The sequence below is a fragment of the Microcella sp. genome, assembly GCF_030645145.1.
In the GTDB taxonomy this organism is placed as follows: Bacteria; Actinomycetota; Actinomycetes; order Actinomycetales; family Microbacteriaceae; genus Microcella.
Genome location: NZ_JAUSMI010000141.1, coordinates 1 through 21,411, shown reverse-complemented (window position 1 = coordinate 21,411; position 21,411 = coordinate 1). Strand labels below are relative to the sequence as shown.

Annotated in this window: 20 protein-coding genes; 17 read left to right on the top strand and 3 right to left on the bottom strand. The window is 72.6% G+C overall.

The genetic code is table 11. From position 1 onward, the window contains the following. Positions 1-5: 5 nt before the first annotated feature. The 16 genes from Q7T15_RS09575 (at position 6) to Q7T15_RS09500 (ending at position 17,719) form a co-directional block, all read left to right on the top strand. Entirely contained in the window at positions 6-677 is a 672-nt protein-coding gene (locus Q7T15_RS09575; RefSeq protein ID WP_304695670.1) for a response regulator transcription factor, read from the top strand. A gap of 2 nt (positions 678-679) precedes the next feature. Beyond that, positions 680-2,056 carry a HAMP domain-containing sensor histidine kinase gene (locus tag Q7T15_RS09570; RefSeq protein WP_304695668.1) on the top strand — a complete coding sequence of 459 codons (1,377 nt, stop codon included), beginning with the start codon at positions 680-682 and terminating at the stop codon, positions 2,054-2,056. After that, on the top strand, positions 2,053-3,009 hold the full coding sequence (locus Q7T15_RS09565) for a TAXI family TRAP transporter solute-binding subunit (RefSeq protein WP_304695666.1): 957 nt from the start codon (positions 2,053-2,055) through the stop codon (positions 3,007-3,009). The genes Q7T15_RS09570 and Q7T15_RS09565 overlap by 4 nt, the downstream gene beginning before the upstream one ends. A 202-nt stretch (positions 3,010-3,211) precedes the next feature. Continuing rightward, positions 3,212-3,952 (top strand): amino acid ABC transporter ATP-binding protein, encoded by a 741-nt coding sequence (locus Q7T15_RS09560; RefSeq protein WP_370689134.1) that lies wholly within the window; start codon positions 3,212-3,214, stop codon positions 3,950-3,952. A 63-nt stretch (positions 3,953-4,015) separates the two neighbouring features. After that, on the top strand, positions 4,016-4,948 hold the full coding sequence (locus Q7T15_RS09555) for a glutamate ABC transporter substrate-binding protein (protein ID WP_304695664.1): 933 nt from the start codon (positions 4,016-4,018) through the stop codon (positions 4,946-4,948). An 82-nt stretch (positions 4,949-5,030) separates the two neighbouring features. Then, positions 5,031-5,678, top strand: coding sequence for an amino acid ABC transporter permease (locus Q7T15_RS09550; protein WP_182490468.1), 648 nt, complete (start codon positions 5,031-5,033; stop codon positions 5,676-5,678). Continuing rightward, positions 5,675-6,547, top strand: a complete 873-nt coding sequence (locus tag Q7T15_RS09545; protein WP_304695661.1) for an amino acid ABC transporter permease — start codon at positions 5,675-5,677, stop codon at positions 6,545-6,547. The genes Q7T15_RS09550 and Q7T15_RS09545 overlap by 4 nt, the downstream gene beginning before the upstream one ends. A 42-nt stretch (positions 6,548-6,589) precedes the next feature. Next, positions 6,590-7,630 (top strand): phenylalanine--tRNA ligase subunit alpha, encoded by a 1,041-nt coding sequence (gene pheS / locus Q7T15_RS09540; RefSeq protein ID WP_304695658.1) that lies wholly within the window; start codon positions 6,590-6,592, stop codon positions 7,628-7,630. Further along, on the top strand, positions 7,630-10,140 hold the full coding sequence (gene pheT, locus Q7T15_RS09535; RefSeq protein WP_304695656.1) for a phenylalanine--tRNA ligase subunit beta: 2,511 nt from the start codon (positions 7,630-7,632) through the stop codon (positions 10,138-10,140). Before pheS ends, pheT begins: the two co-directional genes overlap by 1 nt. An 86-nt stretch (positions 10,141-10,226) precedes the next feature. Continuing rightward, entirely contained in the window at positions 10,227-11,273 is a 1,047-nt protein-coding gene (gene argC / locus Q7T15_RS09530; protein ID WP_304695654.1) for an N-acetyl-gamma-glutamyl-phosphate reductase, read from the top strand. Next, positions 11,270-12,421: a bifunctional glutamate N-acetyltransferase/amino-acid acetyltransferase ArgJ gene (argJ, locus tag Q7T15_RS09525; RefSeq protein ID WP_304695652.1), complete on the top strand. Its 1,152-nt coding sequence runs from the start codon at positions 11,270-11,272 to the stop codon at positions 12,419-12,421. Before argC ends, argJ begins: the two co-directional genes overlap by 4 nt. A gap of 10 nt (positions 12,422-12,431) precedes the next feature. Further along, positions 12,432-13,346 carry an acetylglutamate kinase gene (gene argB, locus Q7T15_RS09520; protein ID WP_304695650.1) on the top strand — a complete coding sequence of 305 codons (915 nt, stop codon included), beginning with the start codon at positions 12,432-12,434 and terminating at the stop codon, positions 13,344-13,346. A gap of 62 nt (positions 13,347-13,408) precedes the next feature. Beyond that, a complete protein-coding gene (locus Q7T15_RS09515) occupies positions 13,409-14,569 on the top strand; it encodes an acetylornithine transaminase (RefSeq protein ID WP_304695724.1) in 1,161 nt (386 codons plus the stop codon). After that, positions 14,566-15,579 (top strand): ornithine carbamoyltransferase, encoded by a 1,014-nt coding sequence (gene argF / locus Q7T15_RS09510; protein ID WP_304695647.1) that lies wholly within the window; start codon positions 14,566-14,568, stop codon positions 15,577-15,579. The genes Q7T15_RS09515 and argF overlap by 4 nt, the downstream gene beginning before the upstream one ends. After that, complete coding sequence (gene argH, locus Q7T15_RS09505; protein WP_304695645.1) at positions 15,576-16,976, top strand: argininosuccinate lyase; 1,401 nt, start codon at positions 15,576-15,578, stop codon at positions 16,974-16,976. The genes argF and argH overlap by 4 nt, the downstream gene beginning before the upstream one ends. 113 nt (positions 16,977-17,089) lie before the next feature. Further along, positions 17,090-17,719: a DNA-3-methyladenine glycosylase gene (locus Q7T15_RS09500; RefSeq protein ID WP_304695722.1), complete on the top strand. Its 630-nt coding sequence runs from the start codon at positions 17,090-17,092 to the stop codon at positions 17,717-17,719. A 39-nt stretch (positions 17,720-17,758) separates the two neighbouring features. Here Q7T15_RS09500 and Q7T15_RS09495 read toward each other — a convergent pair whose 3' ends face one another. Continuing rightward, positions 17,759-18,328 (bottom strand): hypothetical protein, encoded by a 570-nt coding sequence (locus Q7T15_RS09495; RefSeq protein ID WP_304695643.1) that lies wholly within the window; start codon positions 18,326-18,328, stop codon positions 17,759-17,761. After that, a complete protein-coding gene (locus Q7T15_RS09490) occupies positions 18,325-18,963 on the bottom strand; it encodes a SatD family protein (RefSeq protein ID WP_304695641.1) in 639 nt (212 codons plus the stop codon). Before Q7T15_RS09490 ends, Q7T15_RS09495 begins: the two co-directional genes overlap by 4 nt. A 172-nt stretch (positions 18,964-19,135) precedes the next feature. Between Q7T15_RS09490 and tyrS the strand changes: the two genes are divergently transcribed. Further along, positions 19,136-20,443, top strand: coding sequence for a tyrosine--tRNA ligase (tyrS, locus tag Q7T15_RS09485; protein WP_304695639.1), 1,308 nt, complete (start codon positions 19,136-19,138; stop codon positions 20,441-20,443). A 21-nt stretch (positions 20,444-20,464) separates the two neighbouring features. Here the strand turns inward: tyrS and Q7T15_RS09480 are convergent, their stop codons facing one another. Then, positions 20,465-20,671 (bottom strand): hypothetical protein, encoded by a 207-nt coding sequence (locus tag Q7T15_RS09480; protein WP_304695637.1) that lies wholly within the window; start codon positions 20,669-20,671, stop codon positions 20,465-20,467. Between the last annotated feature and the right edge of the window lie 740 nt (positions 20,672-21,411).

Below are 21,411 nucleotides of genomic sequence, written 5' to 3'. Positions count from 1 at the left end.
CGGCCGTGACGGTGCTGATCGTCGAGGACGACGATCGATTGATGGATGCCCTCCGCGCGTTCCTGCGCAAGGCCGGCTACGACACGGTGAGCGCCGCCGACGGCGCGCAGGCGCTCGAGGCGCTGAGCTCCGACACGGAGGTCGTCCTGCTGGATCTCGGCCTGCCCGACGTGGACGGCATCGAGCTGTGCCGCCGCATCCGCGAGCGCTCGGGCGTGCCGATCATCATCGCGACGGCCCGCAGCCATGTCCAGGAGCGCATCCGCGGCCTCCGCGCCGGCGCGGACGACTTCCTCGTGAAGCCCTACAACGTGCTCGAGCTCGTGGCGCGCATCGAGGCGGTCACGCGTCGCTCGCGCGCGCTCGCGGCGGAGCCCGCTCCGGAGCAGGTGATCGACGTCCTCGACGTGCGCATCGACCTCTCGGGCCGGCAGCTTCTCGTCGGCGGTGCGCCGGTCGAGCTGACGCGGACGGAGTTCGACATCGTGGCCGTCCTCGCCCGGTACCCCGGCGTCGTCGTGCCGCGCGAGCGCATCATCCGCGAGGTCTGGCAGACCGACTGGCACGCGTTCAGCCGCTCGCTCGAAGTGCACGTCGGGTCGATCCGGCGCAAGACCGGGCGGGGCGAGCTGATCGAGACCGTCCGGGGCGTCGGCTACCGGTTCGCGGGGCGGTAGCGGTGCGCAGGCGTCTCATCGTCGTGTTCCTCGTCCCGCTCGTCGGGGTGCTGCTCGTGCTCGGCGGCGCCTACGCGTGGAGCGCCGCCCGCAGCGTGCAGCAGGAGCAGATCTCGCAGCTGCTGGGCGACGTCGCCTACTTCGTGACGAGCGCGCGGCAGGCCCTGCGCTCGGGGAGCCCCGACGTCGTCGCGAGCGAGGCGGAGCGCTACTACGAGCTCTACGGCACGCGCGTTCAGGTCATCGACCGGTCGGGCGCCCCCTGGGTCGACGGCGCCGATGATCAGGGCGTGCTCGATGAGGCGACGACGGCGCAGATCCAGCTCGCGCTCGCCGGCCGCCGGGGCGAGGTCCCGGAGCCCGCCCCGCCGTGGGCGCTCAGCGACACGATCATGGTCGAGCCCGTGATCGACACGGGGGAGGCGATCGGAGCCGTCGTCATCACCGCGAGCGGCGACGTCGCGCGCGAGACGATCCTCCGGCAGTGGGGTCTCCTGCTCGGCGGCGCGATCCTGGCGACCACCATCGGCATCCTCGTCGTCTTCCGGCTCGCCAACTGGGTGCTCCGACCCGTCCGGCGCGTCGACCGCGCGATGGAGGCGATCGAGCGCGGAGAGGTCGAGGCGCGCATCGCGGACGAGACCGGCCCGCCCGAGCTGCGCAGCATGATCCGGATCTTCAACCGCATGGCGGGCGAGATCGAGCGGGTGATGTCGCGTCAGCAGGAGTTCGCGCTCAATGCCTCGCACGAGCTCCGGAATCCCCTCAACGCGCTCCTGGTTCGCGTCGAGTACCTCGCGACCGGGCTCGATGAGGAGTGGGAGCGCGACGTCGAGGAGACGCGTGAGGAGGGGCGGCGCATGACGCGCATCCTCGACACGCTCCTCAACCTGGCCCGCAGCGGCGAGCGCGGAGCGGCCGCCGGCGAGGTCGACGTCGTCGAGATCGTCCGCGGACGGGTCGACGCGTGGACGCAGGCGGCGGCGCGGGAGGGCGTCGATCTCGTCGCCTGCTCGGCGGAGCCCGTCCTGGCGATCACCGACCGCACGATCCTGGAGAGCGCGCTGGACGCCGTGATCGACAACGCCGTCAAGTTCTCCCCGGCGTCGACCCGCGTCGAGGTCTCCGTGAGCGACACCGGCGAGGGCTGCGAGATCATCGTGCGCGACCACGGTCCCGGCGTGGAGGACGACGAGCTCGCCCACCTCGCGGAGCGATTCTGGCGCAGCCCGCGCAACCGCAGCACGCCGGGCTCGGGGCTCGGCCTCGCGATCGCGACCGACCTCCTGCACTCGATCGGCGGTCGGCTCCGCGTGGAGTCGCCCGAGGGCGGCGGGCTCGCGGTCCATCTGCGGCTGACCGGCGGGGAGGCGTCGTGAGACGCGCGTCTCGCCGGGCGCTCGCGGCGGCCCTGACCGCGATCATCGCGCTCGCGGCGATGAGCGGATGCGCCCCCACGTCGGCGCCCGATCGCTTCTCCCTCGCGGGCGGCGGCGTCACAGGCGTCTACTACGCCTTCGGCGGCGAGCTCGCCGAGGCGCTCTCGAGCCGTCTCGGGTCGGTCGTGACGGTCGACGAGACGAACGGCTCGGTCGACAACCTGCAGCGCGTGGCCGACGGGCGCGCCGTCTTCGGCTTCGCGCAGAGCGACGCCGCCGCGGATGCGGTCGCGGGCGTCGGGGCGTTCCCCGCGCCGCTCGACGTGCAGGCGGTCGCGCGCCTCTACGACGAGTACGTGCACGTGGTCGTCCGCTCCGACTCCGACATCCGGCGGATCGCGGATCTCGCGGGGCGGGCTGTGTCGCTCGGAGCGCCCGGCTCGGGCGTCAACATCGTCGCGACGCGCGTCCTCGAAGCCGAGGGACTCGCTCCGATGGACGTCGCGGACGAGGCGCTCGGGCTGACCGACTCGATCGCCGCATTCCGGGCCGGCGAGATCGAGGGCTTCTTCTGGGTGGGAGGGGTCCCGACGCCGGGGCTCGCGGAGCTCTTCTCCGAGGCGCCCGCTCGACTCCTCCCGATCGAGGCGGAGACGGTCGAGAGCGTGAACGCCGAGCACGGCGGCGCGTACCGGCTCGCGGAGTTCCCGATCGGCGCGTACGGCCGCACGCAGGCGACGGCGACGATGACGGTGCCGAACTATCTCATGGTCGCGGAGGAGGCCCCGGACGAGCTCGTGCGCGCGGTGCTCGCGGTGCTCTTCGAGTCGCGGTCCGCGATCGCGGCCGAGGTGCCGGCGGCGGCGCTCCTCGACCGACGGCAGGCCATCTTCACCGATCCGGTCGATCTGCATCCGGGGGCCGTCGCCTACTACAGCGAGTCGAGGCGCTGAGCGCACACCGGGCCGTTCGCTCAAGAATCGCTCAAGGCCTGCGGCGGTCGGACCTCGGGGTCTTAGCGTGAAGCCGTGTCACCAATGTCGATGCGCTCACCCGTCGTCGTCCTCGGGATGTGTTACCCCGACGACATCGGCAACGGGCTAGGCTCCCGCAATCCGCTGTTGGTCACGCACCGAGGACGAAGGGATGGCACTGATGGCTGAACCGCTGGTCGCGATCGAGAAGATCAACAAGTCGTTTGGCGAGGTGCACGTCCTCAAGGACATCTCCACGACCGTCCAGAAGGGCGAGGTCGTCGTCGTCATCGGGCCCTCCGGCTCCGGCAAGTCGACCTTCTGCCGGGCGATCAACCGGCTCGAGACGATCGATAGCGGTCAGATCCGCATCGACGGCACGCCGCTGCCGGAGGAGGGCACCCAGCTCGCCGCGCTCCGCGCCGACGTCGGCATGGTCTTCCAGTCGTTCAACCTCTTCGCCCACAAGACCGTCCTCGAGAACGTGACGCTCGCCCCCATGCGCGTGCGCGGCACCTCGAAGGCCGAGGCCGAGAAGCGCGCGATGGAGCTCCTCGACCGCGTGGGCGTCGCCAATCAGGCGCAGAAGATGCCCGCGCAGCTCTCCGGCGGTCAGCAGCAGCGCGTCGCGATCGCCCGCGCCCTCGCGATGGACCCGAAGCTCATGCTCCTCGACGAGCCCACGAGCGCGCTCGACCCCGAGATGATCAATGAGGTCCTCGACGTCATGGTCCAGCTCGCGAAGGACGGCATGACGATGATCGTCGTCACGCACGAGATGGGCTTCGCGCGCAAGGCGGCCGATCGCGTCCTCTTCATGGCCGACGGCCGCATCCTCGAGGATGCTCCTCCCGCGTCGTTCTTCGACAGCCCGAAGACCGACCGCGCCAAGGACTTCCTCTCCAAGATCCTCAGCCACTGAGCTCACGTTCCACAGGCCCATTCCGAAACGCACCACTCGATCCGACACCAAGGGGTACAGCACATGCGCATCACACGGAAGAGCACCATCCTCAGCGCGGCGGGCGCCGCGCTCCTCCTGGGCCTCACGGCCTGCGGCCCGGCCGGCAGCGCCGGCCCCGGCGGCGTGGACGAGCCCGACGAGGGCGGCGAGACCGCGACCGGCAACGGCCCGTACAGCCTCGAGATCGCCGAGAACCCGGAGTTCGAGGAGGGCACGACGATGGCCGAGCTCGCCGAGGCGGGCACCATCCGCGTCGGCACCAAGTTCGACCAGCCGCTCTTCGGCCTCCAGGGCCCCGACGGCGTGCCGGTCGGGTTCGACGTCGCGATCGCCGCGCTCGTCGCCGCCGAGCTCGGCATCGCGTTCGAGGACATCGAGTGGACCGAGGCCCAGTCGGCCGTCCGCGAGTCGTTCCTCGAGTCCGACCAGGTCGACATCGTCGTCGCGACGTACACGATCAATGACGCCCGCAAGGAGCGCATCGACTTCGCCGGCCCGTACTTCGTCGCCGGCCAGGACATCATCGTCGCCGCGGGGAACCCCGAGGGCATCACCGGCCCCGAGGACCTCGAGGGACTCCCGGTCTGCTCCGCGGAGGGCTCGACGCCCGCCGCGACGATCTCCGAGGAGTACGGCGCCGAGCTGCTCGCCGCCGGCGCCTACAGCGACTGCCTCGACCCGCTCCGCAACGGCCAGGTCGTCGCGGTCACGACGGACAACGTGATCCTCTCGGGCTTCGTCGACCAGAACCCGGGCGAGTTCGAGCTGCTCGGCGAGACCTTCACCGAGGAGCCCTACGGCATCGGCCTGCCCAAGGGCGACGACGCCTTCCGCACGTTCATCAACGACGTGCTCGAGGAGGCCTTCGAGGACGGCACGTGGGCGCGCCTCTACGAGGAGACCGCGGGCACCGTGCTCGAGGTCCCCGAGCCGCCGTCGGTCGACCGCTACTAGGCGCTCGCCGCACCACCCGGAGTGCGGGGCGGCCGCAGGGCCGCCCCGCACCATCCCGTTCACCTGACGACTGGAGGACCGCGTGCAGTTCCTCATCGAGAGCGGCGACGTGCTGCTCGAGGGCTTCCTCGCGACGCTGCGCATGCTCGCGCTCACGGTGCTGCTCGCGCTGCCGCTCGGCGTCGTGCTCGCGGCCATGCGCATCTCGCCCGTGCCGAGCCTGCGGTGGGTCGCGACGGGCTTCACCGAGCTCCTGCGCAACACGCCGCTCACGCTCGTGTTCTTCCTGCTCGTCTTCGTCGTCCCGCGCCTCGGCGTCGTCGTCGACTTCCAGATCAGCGCCGTCATCGCGCTGACGCTCTACACCGCCCCGTTCTACGCCGAGGCGATCCGCTCGGGCGTCAACTCGGTACCGGTCGGTCAGGCCGAGGCGGCCCGGTCGGTCGGCCTCACGTTCAGTCAGACCGCGCGCTTCGTGATCATCCCGCAGGCGCTGCGCTCCGTCGTGCCGCCGCTCATCAACGTCACGATCGCCCTGACCAAGAACACCTCCGTCGCCGGCGGGTTCCTCGTGTTCGAGCTCTTCGCCTCGAGCCGCCGCCTGGCCAACTCCTACGCCGATGAGACGATCGCGATCTTCCTCGCGGTCGCGGCGTGCTACCTGCTCGTGACGATCCCGCTCGGCCGGATCGCCGACCGGCTCGAGAAGAAGGTCGCGGTGATGCGATGACCTCCGTCCTCTACGACGTCCCGGGCCCGAAGGCCCGCCGCCGGTCCCTCATCGCCTCGATCGCGACCGGACTCCTCCTCGCGGGCGCGCTGGCGTGGGTCATCGCGACCCTCGCGGGCGAAGGCCTGTTCGACGCCGAGCGGTGGGACATCTTCCAGGACCCTCTGGTCTGGGCGGCCCTCGGCAACGCGCTCCTCGTGACGCTGCAGGTCGCCGTGCTCGCGAGCGTGCTCGCCGTGCTCGTCGGCAGCGTGTTCGCGGTGCTCCGGCTGTCCTCCCTGAAGATCGTGCGCGTCCCCGTCACGGTCGTCCTCGAGTTCTTCCGCGGCATGCCCGTGCTGCTGATGATGTTCTTCATCCTCATCCTCTTCGCGACGAGCCAGTACTGGGCGGTCGTGATGGGTCTCGCGCTGTACAACGGCGCGATCATCGGCGAGGCGCTCCGCTCCGGCATCGTGGCGCTGCCGAAGGGGCAGCGCGAGGCGGGCCTCGCGCTCGGGCTCTCCCCGCTCAAGGCACGGCTGCTCATCGAGTTCCCGCAGGCGTTTCGCGCGATGACGCCGATCATCGTCGCCCAGCTCGTCGTCCTGCTCAAGGACAGCTCGCTCGGCTACATCGTCGGCCTCGAGGAGCTCGTCCGGCGCCAGCGCACCCTCGCCGAGTTCTACGGGTTCTCGCAGTACGGCTTCTCATTCTTCGTGATCACCCTGCTCGCGTTCCTCATCGTGAATCTCACGCTGTCGTGGTTCGCCCGCCGCCTCGCTTCCCGCACGCCGGGCGGGCGCGGTCCGCGACGAGCGGCGCGTGCCGCGATCGGCGAGAGCGCCGACACCACGGTCATCCGCACGGCGGGCGCCGGGGGCGCTTAAGGGGCACGGGGTCGTCGCGCCCCGCGGCTAGACTCTCGTCTCGTGCCTGACACCCCCCAGATCTCCGAGTCGGCGGTCGAGTCGGCGGTCGAGGCGGCTCTCGCCGCGATCGCCGCCGCACCCGACACCGCCGCCCTCAAGGCCGCGCGCTCCGCCCACGCGGGCGAGGCCTCGACGCTCGCGCAGCTCAACGCGACCCTGCGCGACGTGCCGAACGACCAGAAGGCCGCCCTCGGCAAGCTCGTCGGTCAGGCGCGGGGCCGCGTGCAGCAGGCCGTCGCCGCACGCGAGGGCGAGCTCGCCGTCGCGGAGGAGCAGGCCAGACTCGACGCCGAGACGATCGATGTGACGGGCATCCCCGCCCGCCGGGCCCAGGGCGCCCGTCACCCGCTCACGACGATGATGGAGCAGATGAGCGACATCTTCCTCGCCATGGGGTGGGAGGTCGCGGAGGGCCCCGAGCTCGAGAACGAGTGGTTCAACTTCGACGCCCTCAACTTCGACCCCGATCACCCGGCGCGCGCGATGCAGGACACCTTCTTCATCGACCCCGTCGAGCGCCACCTCGTCCTGCGCACGCACACGAGCCCCGTGCAGATCCGCTCGCTGCTCGAGCGCGAGCTGCCCGTCTACGTCGTCGCGCCCGGTCGCGTGTTCCGCACCGACGAGCTCGATGCGACGCACACGCCCGTCTTCCACCAGATGGAGGGCATCGCGATCGACAAGGGCCTCACGATGGCCCACCTGCGCGGCACGCTCGAGCACATCGCCCGGTCGATGTTCGGCGAGGGCGCCCGCATCCGCCTGCGTCCCAGCTACTTCCCCTTCACCGAGCCGAGCGCCGAGCTCGACGTGTGGCACCCGACCTTCACGGGCGGTGCGCGCTGGATCGAGTGGGGCGGCTGCGGCATGGTCAACCCGAACGTGCTCCGCGCCGCGGGCATCGACCCCGACGTCTACCAGGGCTTCGCGTTCGGCATGGGGATCGAGCGCACGCTCATGTTCCGCAACGGAGTGAGCGACATGCGCGACATGGTCGAGGGCGATGTGCGCTTCTCGCAGCAGTTCGGAATGGTGGTCTGATGCGCGTCCCTCTCAGCTGGCTCCGCGAGTGGGTCGACGTCCCCGCGTCGGGCGACTCCGCGACGGATGCCGATCACGTCCACGCCGCGCTTGTCAGGGTCGGCCTCGAGGAGGAGGGCGTCCACGGCGGCGCTCTCACGGGCCCGATCGTCGTCGGCGAGGTGCTCGACTTCGTCGAGGAGCCGCAGTCGAACGGCAAGACCATCCGCTGGTGCCAGGTGCGCACGGGCACGACGGCCGACGGCGAGCCCGAGGTTCGCGGCATCGTGTGCGGCGCGCGCAACTTCATGATCGGCGACCTCGTCGTCGTGTCGCTGCCCGGGGCCGTCCTCCCGGGCCCCTTCCCGATCTCGGCGCGCAAGACGTACGGGCACGTCTCCGACGGCATGATCGCCTCGGCGCGCGAGCTCGGACTCGGCGACGAGCACGACGGCATCCTCCGCCTCGCCGAGCTCGACATCGCCGCCGAGCCCGGCACCGATGCGATCGCCCTCCTGGGCCTGGATGACGTGGCCGTCGAGGTCAACGTCACTCCCGATCGCGGGTACACGCTCTCCATCCGCGGCATCGCCCGCGAGTACTCCCACTCGACCGGTGCGTCCTTCCGCGACCCCGCGAAGGCGCTCGAGGTGGGGGAGGGGCTCGGCTACTCCGTCGTCGTCGACGATCAGGCTCCCGTCCGCGGGCGTCGCGGGTGCGACGTGTTCGTCACGCGCGTCGTGCGCGGTGTCGACGCGACCCGGCCGACGCCGCGGTGGATGGTCTCGCGCCTTCAGCTCGCGGGCATCCGCTCGATCTCGATCGCCGTCGACATCACCAACTACGTGATGCTCGAGCTCGGCCAGCCGATCCACGCCTACGATCTGGCGAAGCTCTCAGGGGGCATCACGGTGCGCCGCGCGCTGCCGGGCGAGTCGCTCGTCACGCTCGACGACCAGACCCGCGCGCTCGATGCGGAGGACCTGCTCATCACCGACGAGTCGGGCCCGATCGGCATCGCGGGCGTCATGGGCGGCGCGAGCACCGAGGTGAGCGACTCGACGACCGACGTGCTCATCGAGGCCGCGAACTTCGACCCCGTGTCGATCGCGCGCTCGGCCCGCCGGCACAAGCTCCCGAGCGAGGCGTCGAAGCGCTTCGCCCGCGGCGTCGACCCGCTCGTCGCCGAGCCCGCCGCCCAGCGCGTCGCCGACCTCCTCGTCGAGCACGCGGGCGGCACGATCGACGAGCTCGGCTCGGCGTGGATCGAGGCCAAGCGCCCCGAGTCGATCGCGCTCGCCGAGGGCTTCGTCGACCGGCTCATCGGCGTCGACTACTCGCTCGACGAGGTCACCGACTCGCTCGGCGCCGTCGGCTGCAAGCTCAAGCCCGAGGGCGACGGCTGGCTCGTCGAGCCGCCGAGCTGGCGCCCCGACCTCGTCGACGCCCCCTCGCTCGCCGAGGAGGTCGCGCGCATCGTCGGCTACGACCGCATCCCCTCCGAGCTGCCGGTCGCGCCTCCCGGGCGCGGCCTCACGCGCTCGCAGCAGGTGCGCCGCGGCGTCGGCCGCGCGCTCGCCGCCGCGGGCCTCACCGAGGTGCTCGCCTACCCGTTCGTCCGCAGCGCCGACAACCGGCTCATGGGCGGCGACGACGTCGCGCAGGTGCGCGTCGCGAACGCGCTCGACGCCGAGCAGGGCATGCTCCGCGTGAGCCTCGTCCCCGGCCTCGCCGCGATCGCCCACCGCAACCTCTCGCGCGGCCTCACCGACGTCGCCGTCTTCGAGCTCGGGCACGTGTTCCGCCCCGAGGCGGGGCGCACGTACGGGGTCGACGCGGTGCCCTTCGGCACGGCGCGGCCGAGCGACCAGGCCGTCGCCGAGCTCGAGCAGAGCATCCCGCACCAGCCCTGGAGCATCGCCGCGCTCTTCGTCGGCGACCGGCGCGCCCGCGGCATCGGGCAGTCGGCCGAGGAGTCGGGCATCGCCGACGCGCTCGACGCCGCTCGCCTCATCGCGAGCGTCGCGGGCGCGACTCTCCGCGTCGAGTCCGGGTCGCACCCCGCGCTGCACCCGGGTCGCACCGCCGCGCTGCTCGTCGGCGACGAGACCGTCGGGTACGCGGGCGAACTGCTGCCGCAGGTAGCGCTCGACCGCGATCTGCCGCGCCGCGTCGGCGTGCTCGAGCTCGACCTCGATCGCCTCATCGCGCTCGGCTCGGGCGAGGTCGCTGCGACGTCGCTCGCGACCTTCCCGGCCGCGACGCAGGACCTCTCGCTCGTCGTCCCCGTCGAGGTGCCCGCGGGCGCCGTGCGCGACGCCGTCGTCGAGGGCGCGGGCGACCTGCTCGAGCACGCCGAGCTCGTCGACGACTACCGCGGCGCGGGTCTCGAGCCCGGCACGAAGTCGCTCACGCTCGCGCTCCGCTTCCGGGCGCCCGACCGCACGCTCACGGCCGCCGAGGCGACCGAGGCGAAGAGCGCCGGGATCGCGCGCGCGGCCGAGCTGTTCGGGGCGACGCTCCGCGGGTGAGGATGCGCGGCGGGCGGCGACGCGGCGGCACCGCCGAGCGGCGCGCGCGGTCAGCGGCGCGCCCGGCGGGCTCCTAAGCTAGAGCAATGCCGTATTCCGTTACGGTCGCCGGCGCGAGCGGGTACGCCGGCGGCGAGGCCCTGCGACTCCTCTCCGCGCACCCCGAGCTCGAGGTGCGCACCGCGACCGCGCACTCCAACGCCGGTCAGCGACTCATCGACGTGCACCCGCACCTGCGATCGCTCGCCCACCTGAGTTTCGCCGAGACGACCCCCGAGGCGCTCCGCGGCCACGACATCGTCGTCCTCGCCCTGCCGCACGGCGCCTCCGGCGCGATCGCGGCCGAGCTGCCCGGCGACGTCCTCGTGCTCGATCTCGGTGCCGACCACCGGCTCACGAACGAGGCCGAATGGAACCGCTACTACGGCGGCGAGTGGCACGGCTCCTGGGCGTACGGCCTCCCCGAGCTCGTCCACGCCGGCAGCGGCCGCCAGCGCGACGCCCTCGCAGGCGCGCGCCGCATCGCCGTGCCCGGCTGCAACGTGACCGCGGTCACGCTGGGGCTCGCCCCGGGCATCCGCGCCGGCGTCATCGAGGCGGGCGACCTGACGGCCGCGCTCGCCGTCGGTCCGAGCGGAGCGGGCCGGTCGCTCAAGACCGAGCTCCTCGCGAGCGAGCTGATGGGCTCGGCCTCGCCGTACGCCGTCGGGGGAGTCCACCGGCACATCCCCGAGATCCTCCAGAACCTCGGAGTCGCGGGCGCCGAGACGCCGACGATCTCCTTCACGCCCGTGCTCGTGCCGATGAGCCGCGGCATCCTCGCGACCGTCACCGCCCGCCTCGTGCCCGGCACGAGCGCCGCGGCCGTGCGCGACGCGTGGGTCGACGCCTACGCGACCGAGCACTTCGTCCACGTGCTGCCCGAGGGCCGGTTCCCGAAGACCGCCGACGCGCTCGGCGCCAACACCACGCTCATGGGCGTCGCGGTCGACGTCGACGCCGGCCGCGTGGTCGTCGTCGTCGCGATCGACAACCTCGTGAAGGGCACCGCGGGCGCGGCCATCCAGTCGCTCAACATCGCGCTCGGCCTCGACGAGACGCTCGGCCTCCCGCTCGACGGGCTCGCCCCGTGACCGTCACCGCCCCCGCCGGCTTCGAGGCCGCGGGCGTCGCCTGCGGGCTGAAGTCGAGCGGGGACGCCGATCTCGCGCTCGTCGTCAATCGCGGCCCGCGCCGCGCCGCCGCCGCCGTCTTCACGAGCAATCGCGCGAAGGCCAACCCCATCCTGTGGTCGCAGCAGGTCATCGCCGACGGCGAGGTGAGCGCGATCGTGCTCAACTCGGGCGGCGCGAACTGCTTCACCGGCGCGGAGGGCTTCCAGACGACGCACGCGACCGCCGAGACCGTCGCCGAGGCGCTGCAGGTGGGCGCGGGCGATGTTCTCGTGTGCTCGACGGGGCTCATCGGCCAGCAGCTCGATCGGTCGAAGCTCCTCGCGGGCGTCGCGGCCGCCGCGGGCGCGCTCTCCGCCGACGGCGGGGCGGATGCCGCACGCGCCATCATGACGACCGACTCGGTTCCGAAGACGGTCGTCATCGAGGGCCCCGGCTACTCGATCGGCGGCATGGCGAAGGGGGCGGGGATGCTCGCCCCGGGTCTCGCGACGATGCTCGTCGTCCTGACCACCGACGCCGACCTGCCCGCGGCCGAGCTCGATCGGGCGCTGCGGGCCGTCACGCGGCTGAGCTTCGACCGCCTCGACTCCGACGGCTGCATGTCGACCAACGACCAGGTGACGCTCATGGCGAGCGGAGCATCCGGCGTCACGCCCGACACCGACGCCTTCACGCTCCTGCTCGTCGATGCCTGCATGTCGCTCGTCCTGCAGCTGCAGGCCGACGCCGAGGGCGCGAGCCACGACATCCAGATCCACGTCCGCGGCGCCGCGAGCGAGGACGACGCCGTCGAGGTCGGCCGCTCGGTCGCGCGCAACAACCTCTTCAAGGCCGCCGTCTTCGGCAACGACCCCAACTGGGGCCGCGTGCTCGCGGCGATCGGCACGACGAGCGCCGCCTTCGACCCGTACGCGGTCGACGTGAGCATGAACGGCGTGCGCGTCTGCCACGCCGGCGCGCCCGACCGCCCGAGCGACGAGGTCGATCTGACGCCTCGCACCGTCGTCGTCGAGATCGAGCTCGCCGCGGGCGACGCCGCCGCGACGATCTACACGAACGACCTCACGCACGACTACGTGCACGAGAACAGCGCCTACTCGAGCTGACAGGGCCGGCATGAGCGAACTGAGAACCCCCGACGAGGTCGCGAGCGAGCACGCGCGCGCCGCCGCGAAGGCCGAGACGCTCATCGAGTCGCTGCCGTGGCTGCAGACCTTCCGCGACGCGATCGTCGTCGTGAAGTTCGGCGGCAACGCGATGGTGAGCGACGAGCTGCAGCGCGCCTTCGCGGAGGACATGGTCTACCTCCGCACCGTCGGCCTCCGCCCCGTCGTCGTGCACGGCGGCGGCCCCCAGATCTCGGCGATGCTCGAACGCTTCGGCATCGAGAGCGAGTTCCGCGGCGGGTACCGCGTGACGAGCCCCGAGGCGATGGACGTCGTCCGCATGGTCCTGACCGGCCAGATCAGCCGCTCGCTCGTGAGCCTCATCAACCAGCACGGCCCGCTCGCGGCCGCCGTCTCCGGCGAGGATGCGGGTCTCTTCCGCGGCCAGCGGCGCGGCACCGTGGTCGACGGGGTCGAGGTCGACCTCGGGCTCGTGGGCGATGTCGTGGGGGTCGACCCCGCGGCGGTGCTGCAGCTGATCGACGCGGGGCGCATCCCCGTGGTCTCGTCGATCGCCCCCGACATCGACGCGCCCGGGCAGTCGCTCAACGTCAACGCCGACTCGGCGGCGGCGGCGCTCGCCGCGGCCCTCGGTGCCCAGAAGCTCGTGATCCTGACCGACGTCGCGGGCCTCTACCGCGACTGGCCCGACCGCGACTCGCTCGTGTCGTCGATCGACACCGACGAGCTGCGCGCGCTGCTGCCGAGGCTCGAGTCGGGCATGATCCCGAAGATGTCGGCGTGCCTCGACGCGGTCGACGCGGGAGTCCCGAAGGCCGCGATCATCGACGGCCGCGTGCCGCACTCGATCCTGCTCGAGATCTTCACGCGCTCGGGCATCGGCACCGAGGTGGTCGCCCCGTGAGCGCGACGCCCGCCCCGACCGCCCTCCCCGCGGGCTTCGCCGCGGGCCCGCAGACGGATGCCGTGCGCGCGCGATTCGCGCACGTCGCGATGCGCTCCGCCCCGGCCCCCATGGCCGTCCTGAGCCATGGCGCGGGCGCGACGGTGTGGGATGTCGACGGGCGCGAGTACCTCGACTTCCTCGCCGGCATCGCCGTCAACGCGCTCGGCCACGCGCACCCCGCGCTCGTCGCGGCGGTGAGCGAGCAGGCCGCGCGACTCGTGCACGTGAGCAACTACTTCACGACCGAGCAGGCCGTCGGCTTCGCCGAGCGGCTCGTGCGCCTCACGGGCGCGGGGGAGTCGGGGCGCGTCTACCCGGCGAACTCGGGCGCGGAGGCGATCGAGGCCGCCGTCAAGCTCGCCCGCCGCACCGGCCGGCCGCGCATCCTCGCCTTCGAGCAGGCCTTCCACGGCCGCACGATGGGCTCGCTCGCGCTCACGGGCAAGCCCGCGCTGCGCGCGCCCTTCGAGCCCATGCTCCCGGGGGTCGAGCACCTGCCGACCGATCTCGACGCGCTCGAGGCGGCGCTCGGCGACGACGTCGCCGCCCTCGTGCTCGAGCCCATCAAGGGCGAGGCGGGCGTCGTGCCTCTGCCCGACGGGTTCCTCACCGCGGCGCGCGAGCTCACGGCGCGCCACGGCACGCTGCTCATCGTCGACGAGATCCAGACGGGCGCCGGCCGCACGGGCGACTGGTTCGCCTTTCAGCACGAGGGCGTCGTGCCCGACGCGATCGCGCTCGCGAAGGGCATCGGCGGCGGCATCCCGATCGGGGCGCTCGTCACGATCGGCGCCGCGAGCGAGCTCTTCTCGCTCGGCCAGCACGGCTCGACCTTCGGCGGGAATCCCCTCGCGACGGGCGTCGCGAGCGCCGTGCTCGACGAGATCGAGCGCGCCGACCTCGTGAGCAACGCGGCTCGCCGCGGCGAGCAGCTGCGGGCGGGCATCCTCTCTCTCGGGTCGCCCCTCGTCGCGGAGGTGCGCGGTCGCGGCCTGCTGATCGGCGTCGGGCTCGACCGCCCGGTCGCGGGCGCGGTCGTCGCCGCCGCGATGGATCGCGGGCTCATCGTCAACGCCGCCAATGGGTCGAGCATCCGCCTCGCCCCGCCGCTCATCATCGGCGACGCCGAGATCGAGCGCTTCCTGACCATCTTCGCCGCCAGCCTGGAGGCCGCCGCATGACGCACGCCGCCGCATCATCGACCGCTACGCCGCCCGATTCGGCCGCCGTCCGCCACTTCCTGCGCGACGACGACCTGAGCCCCGCCGAGCAGGCCGAGATCCTCGACCTCGCCGACCGCCTCAAGGCCGACCGCTACGTCGAACGACCCCTCGCGGGCCCCGAGACGGTCGCGGTCTACTTCGACAAGACCTCGACGCGCACGCGCGTGAGCTTCACCGTCGGCATCGCCGACCTCGGCGGGCAGCCGCTCGTGATCCAGTCGGGCGAGAGCCAGCTCGGCGCGAAGGAGTCGATCGCCGACACCGCCCGCGTGCTCGAGCGCATGGTCGCCGCGATCGTCTGGCGCACCTTCGCGCACGCCGGGCTCGAGGAGATGGCCGCGAACGCGAGCGTCCCCGTCGTCAACGCGCTGAGCGACGACTTCCACCCGTGCCAGCTGCTCGCCGACCTGCAGACGATCCGCGAGCACCGCGGCGCGCTCGCCGGCCTGACGGTCGCCTTCCTCGGCGACGGCGCGAGCAACATGGCCCACTCGTACCTGCTCGCGTGCGCGACCGCGGGCATGCATGTGCGCATCGCGGCACCGGCCGAGGCGTCGCCCGAGTCGCGCATCGTCGCCGACGCCGAGCGCCGCGCCGCCGAGACGGGCGGCTCCGTCCTCGTCACGACCGACGCCGACGCGGCCGCCGCGGGCGCCGACGTCGTCGTGACCGACACGTGGGTGTCGATGGGCAAGGAGGACGAGAAGGAGGCGCGCGTCGCCCTTTTCGACGCCTACCGGGTGGATGCCCGGCTCATGGCCCTCGCGGCCGACGACGCCCTCTTCCTCCACTGCCTGCCGGCCTACCGCGGGTACGAGGTCACCGCCGACGTGCTCGACGGCCCGCAGTCGGTCATCTGGGACGAGGCGGAGAACCGCCTGCACGCGCAGAAGGCCCTTCTGGTGTGGCTGCTGAGGCAGTCCCGCGGCGCCGGCCTGACCGCGGCCTCGACGGAGGGCGCCCGATGAGCGGCGCGACGAACGAGGGCTCGCTCTGGGGCGGCCGCTTCGCCGACGGCCCGAGCCCCGAGCTCGTCCGACTGAGCCGCTCGACGCACTTCGACTGGCAGCTCGCCCCCTACGACCTCGCCGGCAGCCGCGCCCACGCGAGCGCCCTCGCGGCGGCGGGCTATCTCGACGCCGACGAGCTGCGCCGGATGCGCGACGCGCTCGACGCGCTCGAGTCCCGCTGGCGGGCGGGCGACCTGCAGCCCCGCCCCGAGGACGAGGACGTGCACGGCGCCCTCGAGACCGCCCTCCTGGCCGAGGTCGGCACCGAGCTCGGCGGCAAGCTGCGCGCGGGCCGCAGTCGCAACGACCAGATCGCCACGCTCATCCGCATGTACCTGCGCGACCACGGCCGCGCGATCGCGACGGAGGTGCGCCGCCTCGTCGAGGCGCTCGCGCAGCAGGCCGACGCGCATCCGGACGCCGTCATGCCCGGACGCACGCACCTGCAGCACGCACAGCCCGTGCTGCTCGCGCATCACCTTCTCGCCCACGCGTGGCCCCTCGTGCGCGACCTCGAGCGCCTGCGCGACTGGTGGGCGCGCGCCGACCGCTCGCCGTACGGCTCCGGTGCGCTCGCGGGCTCGAGCCTCGGCCTCGACCCGGGGATCGTCGCCGCCGAGCTCGGGTTCTCGGGCCCGACCGAGAACTCTATCGACGCGACCGCGAGCCGCGACCTCGTCGCGGAGTTCGCGTACATCGCCGCGCAGATCGGCATCGACCTCTCGCGCCTGGCCGAGGAGATCATCTTCTGGAACACGCGCGAGGTCGCCTTCGTGACCCTGCACGACGGCTACTCGACGGGGTCGTCGATCATGCCGCAGAAGAAGAACCCCGACATCGCCGAGCTCGCGCGCGGCAAGGCCGGCCGCCTCATCGGCGACCTGACCGGCCTGCTGACGACGCTCAAGGGCCTTCCGCTCGCGTACAACCGCGACCTGCAGGAGGACAAGGAGCCCGTCTTCGACGCCGTCGAGACGCTCGAGGTGCTCCTGCCCGCATTCACGGGCATGGTCGCGACCCTGCGGTTCGACACCGCGCGCATGGCCGAGCTCGCTCCGCAGGGCTTCTCGCTCGCGACCGACGTCGCCGACTGGCTCGTGCGGCAGGGCGTGCCGTTCCGTGAGGCGCACGAGATCTCGGGCGCGCTCGTCGCGCACTGCGAGCGCGCGGGCCTCGAGCTCCACGAGCCGAGCGACGCCGACTACGCCGCGATCGACCCGCGGCTGACGGGCGAGGTGCGCGCCGTTCTCACGGTCGAGGGCTCGATCGGCTCGCGCTCCGGCGCGGGCGGCACGGCCGCGGTCGCTGTCGCGGCGCAGCGCGCCCACCTCGACGAGCGGGTCGCCGCGCTCTGAGCGACGTGAGCTCCACGAGCGATTCCGGCGGCGGCGGTCGGCCCGCGCCCGATCTGCGCCCGTCCGATCCGCGTGCGCCCGACCAGAGCGCGCCCGACCCCGCGGCGGTCGCGCTGCTCGCGGGCGATCCGCTCGAGGTCGCGCCGCGCCTGCTCGGCTCGCTCCTGCACGGCCGCGGGGTCACGGTGCGGCTGACCGAGGTCGAGGCGTACCGCGGCGCCGACGACCCCGGATCGCACGCCTTCCGCGGCGAGACCCCGCGCACGCGCCCGATGTTCCTCGGCGCCGGTCACGTCTACGCCTACTTCACCTACGGCATGCACACGTGCGTCAACCTCGTCGCGGGCGAGCCCGGGGTCGCCTCGGGCCTGCTCATCCGGGCGGGGGAGGTCGTCGAGGGCGCCGAGCTCGCGCTCGCCCGCCGGAGAGCGGACCACCAGCGCCGCGCCATCCCGCACCGCGATCTCGCCCGGGGCCCCGCTCGACTGGCCCGTGCGCTCGGCGTCGTGCTCGCCGACTCGGGCTCGCCGCTCCTCCCGCTCGACCGCCCCGATCTCGACGGGCTGCGGCTCGAACCGCGGCCCGCACTGCCGACCGAGCGCATCGCGAGCGGCCCGCGCGTGGGCGTCGCGGGCCCGGGCGGGGATGCCGCTGCCCACCCCTGGCGGTTCTGGATCGCCGGCGACGCGACGGTCTCGCTCTACCGCCCCGCGGTCGCCCGTCGGCGTCGACCGCCGGCCTGACCCGCCCCCGACGGCAGCGGCCACCGCCGCGTCGGCAGCTCAGGCGAGGACGATGAGGCCTGCGCACGCGCCCGCCCACAGCAGGCTCACGAGCGTGCCGATGATGAAGCGCTCGGTCGCGGCGCCCGCATCGAGGTCGCGGAAGCGCCCGAGTCCCTTGATGGCGATGAGCGCGGCGAGGAGCTCCCACCGGCCGATGAGCACCGCCGCGACGATGATCGTGCGCTCGAGGAAGCCGATCGTGGTGCCGCCGCGCAGCACCTCGCGCCCGACGCCGTCCCCGACGAGGATGCCGCCGTGCGTGCCTTGCGGGGCCGCGCTGCCGCGGGAGGCCGCGGCGAGGACGAGGGTGGCGACGGGCCCGCCGCCCGCGACGCCGAGCGCCGCCATGCCGAGCTGGGCGAGCAGCGTCGAGGACGACGGCAGGGCGTCGCTCGCACCCGAGGCGACGGCGAGGCCGCCCACGAGCACGACGCCGACGCCGACGATGACGAGCCGCGGCTGCGCTTCCGTCGTCGCGAGAACGGCGAGGACGACGGCGAGCCAGACGATCCCGACGAGTCCCGACCAGGCGAGCGCGAGCGAGAGCTCGACGGGGTCCAGGATCATGCGGCGGAGTCCTCCGAGGTCGGGCCGATCGCGCTCTGCGTGCGATCGGCGTCGGCGAGCAGGCGGCTGAGAGAGGCGCGCGCCTCCGCATCGAGCCTCAGCCCCGCGGCGCGAGCGCGCTTGCTCGCGGCCTGGGGCGTGATGCCGATGCGCTCGGCGGCGTCGGCCTGCGTGTCGCCGCCCTCGAGCAGGTCGTGCATCTCCCAGCCCTGCTCGCTCCATCGTGCCCGCTGGGTCAGGAGCAGGTCGACGAGCGCCCCCAGGTCGGCGACGCGGTCCTCGTCTCCCGACGACCCGCGCACCGCGCAGTGCGTGGGTCGTTTGTCGGCGGCCTCGACGGCGGCGCGCGCGGCGAGGAAGGCGGGCCCGCGCGCCTCGCGAACGCTGTCGGGCAGGGGAGTCCGCACCGAGCCGAGCCCGATCCCGACGCGCCAGTGCTCGTCGCGCAGCAGGTGCAGGGCGATCTCGAGGGCGGTCTCGGCGCTCGCGGTCATGAGCTGCAGCTCGTCGCCGGCCGTGCGCTCGGGAGGAAGGGCGAGGCTCCCTCCGTGCTCGCGCTCGATGTCGGCGAGCGCTCCGGCGACACGGTCGTCGTCGTGTCGGCTGTCGATCTGGTCGGCGATGATGACGAACACGGGATTCTCCTCTCGCGATGATGAGACCCATCAAGTCTACCGGGCTGATTCCATCAGTAGCAACCGCGCAGGGTTGATCACTGTCCGCTCAACCGCACAGGGTGGACTCTCCGCGGCGCTCCGGCGAAGCGCGACGACAGCCGCTCCGCCCGCCCGTTGATACGCTGGCGCGGTGCCCGCCGCATCCGTGACCCTGACCGAGCCGCGCAACGACGACTCCTTCGAGACGCTGTGGGACGAGATCGTCTGGCGCGGCCTCGTCCACGTCTCGACCGATGAGGCGGCGCTCACCGCGCTGCTCGACGGCCCGCCGATCACGTACTACTGCGGCTTCGACCCCACGGCGCCGAGCCTGCACCTCGGCAACCTCGTGCAGCTGCTGCTCATGCGCCGCCTGCAGCTCGCCGGCCACCGCCCGCTCGGGCTCGTCGGCGGTTCGACCGGTCTCATCGGCGACCCGAAGCCCACCGCCGAGCGCACCCTCAACGACGAGGCCGTCGTCGCCGAGTGGGTGGGCTACCTGCAGGCGCAGGTCTCGCGCTTCCTCTCGTTCGAGGGCGACAACGCGGCGCGCCTCGTGAACAACCTCGACTGGACGGCGCCGATGAGCGCGATCGAGTTCCTGCGCGACATCGGCAAGCACTACCGCGTCGGCACGATGCTCAAGAAGGATGCCGTGAGCGCGCGCCTCAACAGCGATGAGGGCATCAGCTACACCGAGTTCAGCTACCAGATCCTGCAGGGCCTCGACTTCCGGCGCCTGCATCTCGACTACGGCTGCGTGCTGCAGACCGGCGGCAGCGACCAGTGGGGCAACCTCACGAGCGGCGTCGATCTCGTGCGCCGCGCCGAGGGCACGGCCGTGCACGCGATCGGGACGCCGCTCGTCACGAACGCCGATGGCCGCAAGTTCGGCAAGAGCGAGGGCAACGCGGTGTGGCTCGACCCCGAGCTCACGAGCCCGTACGCGATGTACCAGTTCTGGCTCAACACCGACGACGCCGACGTGATCGACCGGCTCAAGGTCTTCACGTTCCTCTCGCGGTCCGAGATCGAGGAGTACGTCGAGAAGGTCGAGAACGAGCCGTTCCGGCGGGAGGCGCAGCGCCGCCTCGCGCTCGAGGTGACGGGCCTCGTCCACGGTGCCGATGCCGTCGCTGCGGCGATGGATGCCACGTCCGCCCTGTTCGGCGGCGGCGACCTCCACGCGCTCGACGCACCCACTCTGGCCGCGGTGCTCCACGAGCTCCCGCACGCGGAGGTCGACCCCGCGCAGACCGTCGCGCACGCGCTCGTCGCCACGGGGCTGTGCGCGAGCCTCAGCGATGCCCGCCGCGCGATCGCGCAGGGCGGGGTCACGGTCAACAACGAGAAGGTCGACTCCGACGAGGAGACCCTCGAGGGGCGCTCGCTCGCCGGGGGAGTGGCGGTGCTACGGCGCGGCAAGAAGACCCTCGCGGGCCTGCGCCTCGCGCACTGATCGCGAGCGGCGCATCGCGCCTCACGGAGCGCGCAGGCCGAGCGCGCGAGCTGCCTGCGCGCGCACGCGCAGCACGGGGTCGCCCAGCAGCTCCACCAGGGCGGCCTCGTCGACGACGAGCTCGTGCCGAGCGACGACCTTGAGCGCCATCTCGCGCACGCGCCAGGCCTCATCGCCGAGCGCGCTGGCGACCGCGGCACCGGATCCCGCGTCGACGCCGACGTGCATCAGCAGTCGCAGGCCCCATACCCGCGCCCAGTAGGGCCGCCACCCACGGGTGCACCGAGCCATTCGATGGCCGGATGCTCGGGGGAGTCCTCGCTCACGTCGCCAGTCGCGAGTCCCGCCCCCCCTGCCCGCAGCACAGTGAGCGGCACGTCGCGCTCCAGCCGCGCGAGTCGGTCGCGCAGCGGAAGGTCGGGCTCGGGCAGCGACGTCGGCACCGGGCCAGTATCGCGCGACACGCCCGGGATGCCTCGCTGATTGGCCCGGACCGCCGGCGCCGCGTACATTTCAACTCGTCGCCCCAAAGGCGCAGGAGAGCCGAAGAGCCTCCCGCCTCACGTGGAGACCACATCCCCTTCCGAACGTCGTGACTTGTCGCGAGCCGATCGGAGGCGTAGGATGGCGAATCCGGCCCAGGCAAGATCCGACGCCGTCGCCCGCGGTTCACCGCGGACGCCGACTTGCGTCGAGACACCGAGCCGGATAAGTTAGGACAGTTGCCCTGAAACAAGCGCCGAGAGGCGTGCGGTCAGGTGCGCCCGATCCTTGAGAACTCAACAGCGTGCACTAAGTCAATGCCAAATTATCCTCGTCGGTCGACGTTTGTCGGCCGGTTGAGATTCCTTTGGATTGAAACGAATGTCAGTAGATATTCGAACTTCAGTCAGACAAACTCGTGGCAGCTCATCACTTCGGTGGCGGTTGTCGCAACTAGATGTGCCGGTGGCTCTTCGGGGCTGCTT

Excerpts from the sequence above, each read along its gene's own strand:
- Q7T15_RS09545 (WP_304695661.1), top strand. The coding sequence starts at position 5,675 with ATGACCTCCGTCCTCTACGACGTCCCGGGCCCGAAGGCCCGCCGCCGG.
- argC (WP_304695654.1), top strand. The coding sequence starts at position 10,227 with ATGCCGTATTCCGTTACGGTCGCCGGCGCGAGCGGGTACGCCGGCGGC.
- Q7T15_RS09555 (WP_304695664.1), top strand. The coding sequence starts at position 4,016 with ATGCGCATCACACGGAAGAGCACCATCCTCAGCGCGGCGGGCGCCGCG.
- Q7T15_RS09560 (WP_370689134.1), top strand. The coding sequence starts at position 3,212 with ATGGCTGAACCGCTGGTCGCGATCGAGAAGATCAACAAGTCGTTTGGC.
- argB (WP_304695650.1), top strand. The coding sequence starts at position 12,432 with ATGAGCGAACTGAGAACCCCCGACGAGGTCGCGAGCGAGCACGCGCGC.
- Q7T15_RS09480 (WP_304695637.1), bottom strand. The coding sequence starts at position 20,671 with ATGCACGTCGGCGTCGACGCGGGATCCGGTGCCGCGGTCGCCAGCGCG.
- Q7T15_RS09495 (WP_304695643.1), bottom strand. The coding sequence starts at position 18,328 with ATGATCCTGGACCCCGTCGAGCTCTCGCTCGCGCTCGCCTGGTCGGGA.
- pheT (WP_304695656.1), top strand. The coding sequence starts at position 7,630 with ATGCGCGTCCCTCTCAGCTGGCTCCGCGAGTGGGTCGACGTCCCCGCG.
- argF (WP_304695647.1), top strand. The coding sequence starts at position 14,566 with ATGACGCACGCCGCCGCATCATCGACCGCTACGCCGCCCGATTCGGCC.
- argH (WP_304695645.1), top strand. The coding sequence starts at position 15,576 with ATGAGCGGCGCGACGAACGAGGGCTCGCTCTGGGGCGGCCGCTTCGCC.